This window comes from Orientia tsutsugamushi str. Boryong (assembly GCF_000063545.1).
In the GTDB taxonomy this organism is placed as follows: Bacteria; Pseudomonadota; Alphaproteobacteria; order Rickettsiales; family Rickettsiaceae; genus Orientia; species Orientia tsutsugamushi_C.
In genome coordinates this window covers 1988881-2002392 of sequence record NC_009488.1, presented here as the reverse complement: position 1 = coordinate 2002392, position 13512 = coordinate 1988881, and the positions used below count along the sequence as shown (strand labels likewise).

The 13512-nt window shown below is 32.1% G+C and carries 5 protein-coding genes and 3 pseudogenes; 5 read left to right on the top strand and 3 right to left on the bottom strand.

Annotated elements, in window-relative coordinates; genetic code table 11:
• Positions 1-45 precede the first annotated feature (45 nt).
• From OTBS_RS17315 to OTBS_RS09485, 3 genes and pseudogenes are all read left to right on the top strand, one after another.
• Complete coding sequence (locus OTBS_RS17315) at positions 46-1662, top strand: conjugal transfer protein TraG N-terminal domain-containing protein (protein ID WP_232489009.1); 1617 nt, start codon at positions 46-48, stop codon at positions 1660-1662.
• Positions 1663-1838: 176 nt separating this feature from the next.
• Entirely contained in the window at positions 1839-2561 is a 723-nt protein-coding gene (locus tag OTBS_RS17310; protein ID WP_162097311.1) for a tetratricopeptide repeat protein, read from the top strand.
• Positions 2561-4316 (top strand): annotated as a pseudogene (locus OTBS_RS09485) (type IV secretion system DNA-binding domain-containing protein). Before OTBS_RS17310 ends, OTBS_RS09485 begins: the two are co-directional and overlap by 1 nt.
• A 1-nt stretch (position 4317) precedes the next feature.
• Here OTBS_RS09485 and OTBS_RS09480 read toward each other — a convergent pair.
• From OTBS_RS09480 to OTBS_RS13370, 3 genes and pseudogenes are all read right to left on the bottom strand, one after another.
• Entirely contained in the window at positions 4318-5229 is a 912-nt protein-coding gene (locus tag OTBS_RS09480; protein ID WP_011944584.1) for an Rpn family recombination-promoting nuclease/putative transposase, read from the bottom strand.
• A 50-nt stretch (positions 5230-5279) separates the two neighbouring features.
• Positions 5280-6383, bottom strand: a complete 1104-nt coding sequence (locus OTBS_RS17305; protein ID WP_232489038.1) for a toprim domain-containing protein — start codon at positions 6381-6383, stop codon at positions 5280-5282.
• An 880-nt stretch (positions 6384-7263) separates the two neighbouring features.
• Positions 7264-9730 (bottom strand): annotated as a pseudogene (locus OTBS_RS13370) (AAA family ATPase).
• A gap of 400 nt (positions 9731-10130) precedes the next feature.
• On the opposite strand from OTBS_RS13370, the pseudogene OTBS_RS09460 reads away from it, so the two are divergent.
• Positions 10131-11006: pseudogene (locus OTBS_RS09460) on the top strand (IS982 family transposase).
• Between the two features lie 335 nt (positions 11007-11341).
• A complete protein-coding gene (locus tag OTBS_RS10720) occupies positions 11342-13078 on the top strand; it encodes a hypothetical protein (protein ID WP_011944623.1) in 1737 nt (578 codons plus the stop codon).
• Positions 13079-13512 lie beyond the last annotated feature (434 nt).

Sequence of the window (13512 nt, the reverse complement as noted above, 5' to 3'; positions counted from 1 at the left end):
ATAGCGAATACTTCACTCCAGTGGGTCACTTAGCCTTGACTATTGGTGGCATATGGGCTGCTACTAGGGCTATTTTTAGAGGAAATATCGGCATCTTTGCTATGGGAATGGTTTTTTCCATCGATATTTATTTTTACGCTGTTATTTGCCCCCAAATCTACTGTTTGGCTGAAGGATGAAGTATCAATGAGTGCGCCAGTAAAGGTTGATAATATTCCCATAAGTATTGCAATGTTTGCTTCTCTTTCATCGCAAACGAGTTACTTTGTATCTAAAATGTTGGAACAGCATCTTTTGCCAGCTTATGAAGGACTATCGAGCAGAAAAACTGGTATTATGTTTGGAGCTAAGGCTGTAGCTAAGATTCGAGATGTGCAAATACAGGATCCAATAACTTTAACTAATACGAAGGAATTCCTTAGACAATGCTTTATGAAGCCTTACATCATAGGCAATATTCTAGGTAAAAAAGCTGCTGCTCAACAAACTAACGACATTATAGGATTTATCGAGCAAAATATACCTAATAATTTTGGTATTTATTATCGCGAGCCTAGTAATTTAGCCATTAGTTTCAAGACCTGTAGACAAGCTACTCCATTGATTAAAGCGGCAATTCATAAAGAATTAAATGAAGGACTCCTAACAAAGTTTGCAGCTGCGATTGGAGTTCAATCTGATAAGTCAAATATGTTAAGTCAAAGACTAAAAGTCATGACTGGAGACACACTAAAATATTTACAGAGAGAGCAACAAGATATTCATGAATGGATGAAGCAAGCGATGTTACTTAATGCTAATCGTGAGTCATATGATGACTGGCGTGAGAAGTTTTCGTTATCAAGAATTTATTCTAATTTAGTTAGTATGCATGCAATTAGAGGGCTATTTCAACAGTCATTTTCGTACTTAGTAGCTGGCGAAATGGCTGCTCACATGATGCCTATTTTACAATCTGTTTTTTTTGCATTAGTAGTCTCAATGATCTTTATTGTATTTCCAATGGGCCTATTACCTGGCGGCTACAATATACTCAAAACCTGGATTCTATTAATAATATGGGTCAGCAGCTGGCCAGTATTTTTTACAATAATCCATTGCCTAGGAATGATCAGCTTATCCAGTAAATCTGGAGCTTTTGGTAATGATTATGGCTTGAATATGCTATCGCAAGGAAGCTTCGCAGAGATGATTTTATATAGCTATGCGACGTTTCAAATGCTTGCATCATCGATACCAATGCTTTCTTGGGCAGTGATAAAAGCTTGTGCTCATGCTACAGCTAACTTGGCCAGCCAGTTCTCTCCTATACCAGTTGCTAGCAGCTTAGGCAGTAACATAGTCGACAATAACTTGAGTATGGATAATTACAGCATAGGCAATAGAACTATCTCTCAACAAAACCTAGCTCCTTCATTACATATGGCTAATATTATCAATGATGGTGGTAGAACAGTCACTACAACGGCTGATGGTCGACAAATTATAAATGAAAACGTAGATTCATTGGGAAATAACTTCCGAGCTTCTGCTATGCTACAAGCTGGATATCAAAACCAGTTTACGCACTCTCAGAGCATTCTTGATTCACTGACAAAAAGAGAGGCCAATCTTATTTCAACAGGAAACTCCATTACCATGGAAATAGAGCCGACAGGATAACTCACGATGAAGCTCAGTCTATAAGCATCACTGATAGTGAATCTCAAGCTCTACAGGAGGTTGGTTCTAGTAGCATTGCTACTACTGATCATACAGGTAGTAGCCACAGTAAAAGTAGTGGAACTAGTGCTAGTGCTGGTGGTAGAGCATTTTTTGCACAAGTTAAAGTTGAAGGAGTGGAAAGACATAACAATAAAGGAGCTTCTTTAGCTAGATTAGGACAGTATGAAGATGCAATGGAAAATTTTGATATTGCTATTAAGTACAGATCAGATAATCCAGAAGCTTATTATAACAAAGGCATAGCGTTAATGAATTTAGGATACATTCAAAATGCAATCGAAAACTATGATATAGCTATTAAATATAGACCAGATTATGCAGAAGCTTATATTAATAAAGGTTTAACTTTAGCATTTTTAGGGCAATTGCAGAATGCAATAGAACATTTTGATTTAGCTATTAAATACGATCCTAGTTGTGTCAAATCATACTGTAATAAAGGGTATATATTAAGCTTATTGAATAGATATTCTGAAGCAATAGAAAGCTGTAACATAGCTATTAAATATGATCCAAATTGTGCGGATATTTATTATAATAAAGGAATGATTCTTGAGAAATTAGGTAAACACCAAAAAGCGATAGAAAATTTTGACATTGCTATCGCTATTAAGTACAAACCTAATTTTGCTGAAAACTATCTTGAAAAAGGAATTTCATTAGTAAGTTTAGGACAGTACTCAAAAGCTAAGGAGAATTTTAACTTAGCTATTAAATATAATCCTAATATCATTGCAGAATACGAAGCAATGTTTAAAAAGTTAACAGAATTAGAGAATTTTACTGGAGTAAAAGAGTATGAGCAAAAACTACAGATTTTGAAAAAATACTCTTGATGAATTTTCAGAATCAAGGCAATTTCACAAGGGGATCGCAGTTATTTGCTCATAAGTTAAGAATGTTTGGGCAAGGTAGTGCCAATGTTTTTACAATTGGGTTAGGATTATCGATATTCTGGATTATATGTCGATTATATCAAAAAGTTTTTCTGAGCAGTTTGTATTATTTTGCGATTGAGCGATATGTACAGCTTAAGCTAACAATTGGTGAACATTTTTATGATATCGATCAAATAGGAATCGTATTTTATAGTTTAAGGTTTAAAAAATGGATACACCTCAATGCTCAGGACTTTCTACATGAATTTTATACAGGTCAACATGGATTTAAAATACAGCAATTATGGGAATTCCTAATCAATTCAGCATTATTAGAAGGATTAATTGTTTTTGCTATTGGTGTGATAATCTCAATTGTTTTCTTTACGGCTCAAGGTAAAAAAACGATTATTAAGGCTAAAATTAGAGGTGCTGATTTTGTACGGAGTAAGAAATCTAGCTAAAATGCTAAAAAGCGCTAAAAAGGCCTCGAAAATCTGTTTTGGAGGCTTGCCATTAGTAAAGAATAGTGAAAGGCTGCACATTCTTATTACCGGAACAACAGGTACTGGTAAAACTAATATGCTTAACGAACTGCTACCACAAATTCGATCACAACAGGATCGAGCAATAATTATAGACCTTACTGGAGCTTTTACTGATAGATTTTTTGATTCTAAATGTGATAAGCTGCTTAATCCTTTGGAAAAAAATAGCGAGCAATGGTTGCCTTGGAACGATTGTTTTGAAGCAGCTGATTTTCATGATATAGCTAGTAGTTTTAGTAATTATACCCATAGAATCGATGACTTTTTTGCTAAAAATGCTGAATTAGTCTTGTCTGAAGCATTGAAGCTATATCAGGATGACAAAGATATCATAAAATTAATTCATACAATCATTTACTCTGATAATAGACAATTTGTAAAAGCTTTTAGAAACACCGCTGTATCAGGCATTATAAGCGAAAGCGCGCCTGAAACTTCTGCAGGAATTCAATCTACTCTTGGAAAGAATATTACTTCGCTACAATATTTAAAGCCTGGAGGTAATTTTAGCATCAAGGAATGGTTTAGTAATTCTGCTGAAACTGGATGGTTATTTATCACAGCTAACCCAAGTCAAAGAGCTACTTTACGCCCACTTATTTCAGCCTGGATAAGCATAGCTATCAAGGCTTTGATGTGTAGAAATCCTAATCATGATAACAAAAACATGTGGTTTATACTTGATGAACTTCCAGCTCTACAAAAAGTTTCGTCTTTACCAGTTGCTTTAGCTGAAAGTAGAAAGTATGGAGGTTGCTTTGTTGCTGGATTGCAGAATATTCATCAATTAGAAGCAATATATGGTTCTGCTGAATGCGCTTCTATGCTGGATTTGTTTAATAGTAAATTTATTTTTCGAGTTAGCGATCAGGTTACAGCTTATAAATCAGCATTAACACTAGGTGAGGAAGAAATTATTGAAACTCAAGAGAACTTGTCATATGGATCAAATACTATGAGAGATGGAGTAAATATGAATAATGTTGAGCGTAAAAAGCTTTTAGTTATGCCATCTGAAATTATGAATCTACCAGACCTTACATGTTATGTAAAGCTTGTTGGTAACTTTCACATCACAAAACTAACTATGAAGCTACAAAACTTAAATATAGCATATGTTTGGGGATATACATTGCTCAAAAAACTTAAGTTAGTGAATTATTAATTCAAGAATTATCCATGCTAACTTTTAAATTAACCACTTCTTCGTTTGATAACCCAGTATTTTCAGCAATAAATTCAACTGAAAAGCCAGCTTTTAATAAGTTCCTTGCAAGCCCTTGTGCAGCTTCAGCTCTGCCTTTAGCTATGCCTTCATCAATATATTTTGCAGCAATAGTTCTCATAATATTACCTTTTTCTTCTTCAGATAAATACTTAGCCAGAATCTGCTCTAATTCTGGTTGCTGATTCTCTAGTAATTTAGTATCAGTATACCATAAAAATGATCTTAGGTAAACATAACCTTTTTCTTTATCAAGTATTAAAACATGTTTGAAGTTTATTAGAAACTCTTGCCAAAGCTTTAACATATCTCGTTGATGAATGTGTTTTAGCATATATTCGAGCATTCCGATATGCTTTTTCCTAATAATTTCATCATTCGACATACTTTGCAAATCGACTAATTGATAGTCAGAGGTCATTAATTGCTTAGCTATCATTGAATCGGTAAATAAATCCCACAAATTTCTAGGTGCGTTGTAGACTTCTTTGCCGTTATAGATCACTAAATTATACACTAATGGTAATTTAGTTTTTTCTTTCTTATGCCTTTCGCACAATAACAATGTGTATCTCCATAACCGCAGAGCTGTCCAATAATCAACGGTTGATTGAGCTTCAATTAATATATAAATAAAAGCATTGCCATGCTTTTTGGTTGCAACTTTATAGACGATATCGCTATATTTTTTTAACGATTCTTCTATATAACTTTCTTGCTCTACTTTTATTTTTGATAAATCTATTAAACTCTTGAAATCACTTGGTAAATAATACTCTAGAAATTCTTGTGCAGCCACTGGATCGCTCATGATTGTCTTTGCCAATGAATCATGCTTTAATTTTTTTGTCATATTTTTCAGCCTATAGTTTTTTTTATAAAAAATGCTGCGTCATACTCTGCCTAGTGTTTCAGACATAATCTTGGTTGTATATTAGTTTGTATGGATTTATTCTTTTCATTAAGTTTTCTTATTTCAGGGCTGATAATATTTCTAACAGCATATAATCCTTGAGTTTTTAATACATTATTGAAGTCATTTTTGACTGTACAGACTACTGCTTCCTTATCCTCTAGAACTTTTTCAGCTTTTTCAGTATTTACGTCATTTTTAACTGCTAGAATGATCTTTTCTTTTGAGGCAGGATTATAGTTTTGCAAATTTTGGGCTTCAATGGCACATAAGATTTTTCCTTCGACTCCAGCATGTTTAATGCTTAGAGCAGTTTCAATATTCTCTGTAAGAATTGTTATAGAAGAGTAGTCTGAATTTTGTTGAGCAATTTCAACAAATGATCCACTAATTGTACCAACAGAATTTTCAGCTGCATCCGCTTTATTACATGTTTTTGAATTCAAGGCTAATATCTTAGCTCCAGTAATTTCATCTTTGTCATTTTTAACAAAAATAGTGAGTGCAGGCCAGGATTTTTGAGTCTCTTCATCAAAAACCATATTTGCTCTTAAATTAGGATTGTCAAAGATTTTTGAACTATAAATTTCTGTATGATTTTCTAAAAATTTGTTGACTGTTGTTACTTCCGCATTAGCTTTTTCCTTTTTGTTATAGTCGTATAGGGGCAAAGATTTTGCATATAATTCTTTAACGTCACTTTGATTAGGTATTTCAGATGATTTATTTTGTATTTCGTTCAATTTAATAAGTTTGGCAATTTCAGGTATTATAATCTGTCTAATAGCTTCAGCCCCATGAATTTGTAATAGGTCGTTGAAATCACCTTCTTGTGTTGGCATCACTTTTAACACCTTTGCTCCACTATTTTCGAGTGTTTTTTTCGCTTTATCAACAGTATTCATTGTTATAGAATTTTGTCCATCATTATCTGCCGCTATGATTATGTTTTCTCCTTCAAATGGTTGATAGTTCTTGAAATTATGTATGCCAATAGCAGCGATAATTTTTCCATTAATTCCTGCTTGTTTTAGACTTAAAGCTGTTTCAACGCCTTCTGTTATAATTGTTATAGGCGAATCATGTGGTGCCAATGGAGTAATTCTAACAAACGATTCGCTAATTTTGCCAAAAGCCCTCCTAGGGACTGAAATATCTGCCTTATCGCACGTTTGCGAATTCAAATATACAACTTGTACACCAGTAATTTTACCTTTCGCATTTCTTGAAAATGCTGAAAATGCTGGATAATTTTCATTCGTTTCTCTATCAAGAATTACACTTGCTCTCAAGTCAGAATTCATTGTAAAACAATCAATTCCTCTATGTTGTTCAAGATATCTTTTTACGATTTGAACTTCAGTATTATTAGTAAAATATAATGGAGAAGACTGATTATAAAAGTATTGAACTTTTCGAATTTTAGCTAGCTCATTTTGAGTGGCTTCTTTATGTACCTGCCGAGGATAAGACTCATTATAAGTTGACATTCCTACTATGCTTGTTAGATATTCCTTAGCTCTAACAAAATCACCGCCACGTTCTTTTCTGGCTAAGTCAAATAAATCTCCACCTTCGCCAGAACTAAAGTCATACCATTTTCCAGCATGCTTGCCACTAGTATTGACGACAATTTTCCCTTTATCTCCCCAACGTGTCTCTCCACGTCTTGATAAATGTTTATTAGGCTCTCCAAGCAAATCACATGCTATGGTTTCTGCATGAGAAGCTATTCTGTCTCTCAATTCTTCCATTAAATTATGATTGTTTGAATTATTGATTTTATCAGTCATACAGAACCTCACCTTCGCTAAATTTATTTGTATTTTTACCGTTTAAATGGTATAATATTTTTGCTGAGTGATTGTTGAGATAGTATTTCTGTTAACGAATCTCTCTAAGTTTCAGGACTTTCGCATTCTGCTTAGCAAAGTCGTATTTTTATTACCCTTGAGCTGCTCTATGCAGCTCATTTTACCTTCGAATACTAATTCTTGGATTTTGTTGTTCAGGCTTTGTGTTGATTTTTTCTGTAGTTGAAATATCGTTTGCGGTCTTTGTAGCCTTTAATTCATTATTTGGACTTATTTCTGATTTTCTTATATCATTAACTATATTAGGTTGTTCGATCTTAATGTCAGCTAATTGCTCTGGTTTTTTATCGTACTGATAATATTTAGCGTTTTTATGAAATCTGTCTCCTACATCAGTTACTATAGACTTAAACCAACCACAAATTTTACTTAAAATAGTTGGATTTTCTTTATTTAAATCTTCATTAGTTTTTAAGTTTATGCTTGCTGATTTATCATTTGGTCTGCTAAGCTGATTTATTAAGCTGTTAATGCTTCTAGTTGCTTCCTTATTGCAATATAGCTGTAATTTCTCTATATGCCTTGTCATAGCTACGTATGAGCTGCTTATATTACTTACTCCATTATGTAAAACGTATACATCTTTTATAGAAGCTCCCTGGGCCTTATAAACAGTACTTGCATAACCATGTTTAAATTGTATTTTGCTTGGGTCAAAACTCACATCTTGTCCTGCATCTGTCTTAGCTACAAATTCATTTTTATTAACCGAAGTTAAAGTTGCAAATTCACTATTTTGTATTTGTAAATCCTTATCGCTTTTTTGAAATACAATTCGATCTCCAGCCATGTAGGACTCTTTCCTTCCAGCTATTGAACGCCTATATTCTGTGCCTTGTAGCGTGCCATTAGCTTTTAACAAAGATCTAATACTTGAATTAAGAATGTCTACCTCTTTATTACGTACTGTAATTACCAATTTTTCATGTAGCTTAAACTTGCTTAGACTCCAGTTGTATCTTAACTTACTCATTGAGTCCTGCAACGTATTATCAAACTTAATACATTTATTTTGTCTCAGTAATTATACCGCTTAAAATATTACTCTCAGCAAACTTTGTTGCTGCTTCTCTACTCCAGTTTTCACTTTGTCTTCGAATATTCACTAAAACATGTGAACTGAAAATATTACTCAGCATCTCAAACATTCCGCCTCTTTCTATTGAAGCTAACTGCTTTTCATCTCCAGCAAGTATCAGTTGACAATTATTGTTTCTAACTACTCTAAACAGCTCTGCATATTCTCTAGTAGCAACCATTCCAGCTTCATCTACTACTATTAAACTGTCTCTAGTAACGCTATTTTTATATAAAAATCCTTTTATTGTATCACATTTCTGGTAGCCATTATCCTTCAGCACTGATATAGCCTTATGTGTAGGAGCAAGTCCAATAACATTTTGTCTACGATTTGTTGCAATTTTATATGCTTTTGCTAAAACAGTGGATTTACCTGTTCCAGCTCTTCCTCTTAGTATTCTAACTCCACTATTACTAAGCAAAATACGTCGTAGAGCATGTTTTTGCTCTTCACTAACACTTGTTAAGCTTTCGATATCGTTTTTAAGATGATAAATATCATTGTAATAAGCTTGAGTATCGATTTTATTAGCTATTCTTATTATTCTTGCTTCCTCATCTCTAACCTCAGTTGTCGTAAAATATTTACTACTTTCACCATCATCATGATATAACTCTAGTATTCTATTTGAACTAAGCACTTGCTGAACTAACAGTTCTCTTGCTGTTAGGTCTGGTATATCTTTCACGGCTTTTTCAATATCATGCTTAGTAAAAATAGATTTGTAATGTGTTATAGAATCCGTTATTACATCAACATCATTAATAATCTTCAAATGAGCCTCTTTACGTAACTCATTTTCATTTGCAACTTCATTAATTAAACCCCTAATTCTAGTAGGTCCAATATGCTCTTGCGGAACTGTACTTATCTTATCAACTCTATTTGTTAAGCCTAATTTAGCAAAATATGCATTAATTATTTCCTTCACTTTTTCGTGAATCATCTCAGCTTCTGGAATAATAAATGCCTTACCTTTTGATGTTCTGAATTTAGGCTCCAAGTCAACAGCTTTACCACCTAATTCTTCGCCATTCTCTTTAAATCTTCTTGTAGTAACCAATATATGCACATGCCAGTTTTTATCTCCTCTATGAGGCTTATGAATATCTATCTGTACTCCAAGACCATTTTTTACCCATTCCATTACATCAACTATTTGATGAGTTATTTCTATTCTATGCTCTAAATTCAATTCCTTATCGTCTGGCAGTGCTATTACGATATCCTTCAACAACTTACTGTTTCTTCGTTTTTCTGTTTGTTCCACCTCATTCATTAATCTTTGGACATTCTTGAATTTTTGATTTACATAATCTGGTATCAGTACTGTATGATATACGTTATCTTTCTTATAAGAGAAGTTATACCTTATATTTGTCTGCTCATTTTTAACAATAGTTCTTGCATTATACGCTGCCTTACAACAACTATCTCCTCCTTTACTTCTACTTAAAAATTCAATCATTGCAAACTGTATAGCCATCTCAACACCAATTCTCACCTGAGTTTTAAGTTAGCATGGTTTTTTTGATTTTGCTAGCACAAACTTCTTTTTTTTAACACTCAATCGGCTAATGAGTGCTCATTTTTTAGCAGTAAACTTTCAAGTTTACATATTGCGTATAAGCTTATTCTTTAATGAAGCTTCTAACCTGAATTCACGTTTTTTTGACTATAATTATTTGATGTTGGTTTGGCAGGTGCGGTTTTTTTCTTTACTGGAATTTTATTTTGATATATTCTTGCCTGATTTTTTTATCTTTCTGAATTACTAACAACGCCAATTTAGGATAAGGAAAATATGAAAGGTAGTGAATAAAAGGTATACAAAGAGAGGATGTTGAGTTAAAAAGAAAATTTAAATAAAAAAGGAATAATCCAACATGAAAAAATGTATCATAACAGTATACTATTTAATAGACAATTTTTGCAAGATATATCAAGAGTGGGAAAAACAGAGATTAATACCAAGTAGCAATCAAAGGAACAGAGATGGAAAGTTGTCCTTAGCTGAGTTATTAACAATAGCGATATATTTTTATTTGTCTCCATGCAAGGATTTTAAAAATTATTATCTATATTACTTGAGTCATAAGTATAAAGGATACTTTTGTTTACCAAGCTATAGTAGAATAATACAACTGTAGCCTAGAATGTTGCTACCGCTAGCTGTATTAATGCATTATCTGAAAGGAGAAGAGACTAGTATATATTACATCGATTCTACAAAGTTAGCAATTTGTCATAATAAACGTATTTCTAGCAATAGAGTTTTTAACAGAATTTCTAAAATTGGTAAGAGTAGTTATGGCTGGTTCTTAGGCTTTAAGCTACATATTATAATCAATAATAAAGGTGAAATAATGTCAGTTAAAATTACTAAAGGCAATAAAAGCGATCTATCTATAGCTTCAGTTATTTCTGAAGGCTTATCTGGTAAATTGTTTGGTGATAAAGCCTATATATCTAAAGAGTTATTTCATCAACTGTTGTCCAATGGTCTACGTTTATTTACTAATCTTCGCAAAGATATGAAAACATATTTATTGGACATAGATGATAAGCGTTTATTAAATAAACGTTCCTTAATTGAGTCTGTTTTTAATGTACTAAAAAAACATATGCATTTAGAGCATACTCGACATCGCTCTCCTATTAATTTCTTTGTTCATATCATTGCTTCTCTTGCTTCTTATTCTATCTCCAAACTTAATCACTATCTTATCTCCTCTTCTTCCTATTCTAACTCCTTATCCTAAATTGGCGTTTAAAAAGCCGTTTTTTTGCAGGGAAATATGGTGGAAATTTTTTTTTTAATTCTTATATCTGAAAGGCTTATGGTAACTGCTTCTTTAATTTACTGACACTATGTAAGCTTTGCATAAGCCTTAATTATTTTTAATTAAAAAAGTATTCAAAAACAGGAAAATTTCCAGTAATTTTAAAGAAAAGAAACGATAATAACTATAACTTAATTTGTATATCTTCAAATTTTATAAGTTAAATGAGTATACAAAATATATGTTCTAGCCTACTCGTTATATTAAACTCAGATTTCTTAAACTTTGGCATATAGCAACTAGCGACAAATAACATGCGTACAAAAGATGAAAATTATAGAATAGCAGTAAAAAAATTATGTGAGAAATTTAAGGCATATACCTATGAAATAAACCAAGTTCAGCATTATGAATCTGTTGATTATACAGATTCATACAAAGAAGAACATAGTGTAAATATACCTGGCATTGCTTCTTTTGCTCAAGCCTTGAAGGGTTATCAACTGCTTATTGATTGTTATCTATTTCTGTCTGATAATACCTGTTTGGAACTTGAAGAAATAAGCTATCATATTAATGAGATGTTTAAGCACAGACTTTATATTGATTTAGCTGATGGATTCGATCGTAAGTATTACAAGAATCTATTAAGTAAAAGAATGGATGATATAGAAAATAAAAAAGCAGCTTACATAGCTCATGTTGAGCGAGCAGTATTCAGTAGAGAAGATGGCACCATTGTTGATGGCAAACATGCTACTATTGTAAAGTATTCTAAAGATGATAATGGATATTATAAAATAATTTATAATGCTGGTTACGGAGTTAGGAAGGCTAATATGGCTCTTCAAGATAAAGAGGAATTATTAAAAGTTGCAAAAATTACTGATTATAAAAACAAGACACTGAATGCATATTACAGCGGAATTAAGTATTATATACCTGAAGATATCTTCTCTACAGAAGAAATAGAAGAATTAATAACTGCAGAGTTATACGATCGTGCGCTACAAAGTTCATTTAATAACCCAAGTGCTGCTAGTACAAAATTAGTAACACAGCAATTATATGGTAATTGTACTACCAGATGTATTAGAGAAGCAGTACGAGATAATATTGATGAAGCAGTATTTAGAGACTTATACTGCTTTATTACATTAGTTCCATATTCAAGTAAGTTGAAAATGTTGGAAAAACTAATAGATAAACCATTAGCAATTGGAATGCCAATTTTAGAAGAATGCAAAAAATCACTTACTCCAAATGAAAGATTTTTTAGTGAGTTACAATATAAAGTTAATAATATTTTGAGCATTAGCTCAGATGCATCTGTTAAAAATTTACAGCTTATAAAACTTCTAGACACAACTCACCCATTAATGTTACTAGACGATGGCTATCAATTTCTAGCTGATGTTATTGCTATGAAGCTTATTGATGCTGATATTATACAAAAGAATGTAGATAAATCACAAGCAGAAGTAGTATATAGTACTGACCTCTACTTAAATTTTGGCAATTTATATGATCAAGGATATAACTTTATTACTAAAAAATGTTTAATTAATGAGATAACAACCATGATTTTGTCATCTGATATTGCAAATCAATGTATGAGTGTAGAAAATATCAAGTATATAGTTAGAAAGCTGTTTTTTCCAGTAATTCAAGATAATGATTTATATTTAACTAAACCATTACTTTTGCCTATTAAGGAAAGATTATTGCAATGTATTGCAGACTATAACAGTAAATTTACATCAGATGCTTTAATGTTAAGTGAAGATTTAAATCAAGTTCTTAATTCTTGGCGTAATGCTTGTCTACAAGATTCAAAAATTGCTTCGATTATTAAAGCGCAAATAATTGGTGGAGATGCTGCACCGATAAATGTATTTGAACATTCTATAAAAAAAGAAAAAGTAATTTTAGAAACAAATGTGATAAAAAAAGGATATGTAAAGGAGGCCAAGCATGCGTTAGATTTAAATAGTAAGAAAGATCAATTAATACTAAGAGGCAGAAATAAAAAATATACTATAAGCAGATGAGATGTAACGATCTTTTGTTGCAAACATTTGCAATTAACCTTAAATTTATCAAAAAATACATTATCGCTACTGTCACAGTAGATTATATTTACCTCATAGCATAAATTGCTGATACATCTTAGCCATAAACTTGCTTACCATTAATATAGAAGTTCCAACTCCACCAGTATTTATAACGCCAGATTAGGATAAGGGAAAGCATGAAAAGCATAATGAAAAAGGCCTACAAGAGATAATATACAATTAAATTATGCGATATATTTAAATATAATTTCAATTAATAACGGTTTATTTATTGCTCATATTTTTACAAGTATTAGTTCGTAATACTATACTTAATAACTTAAACATTGACCATTGTAATACTTGTATATTATCTCTTTCTAAGCGTTTCTTATTCTAAATTTGCATTTGCAGACATGCGAGCAATAAAT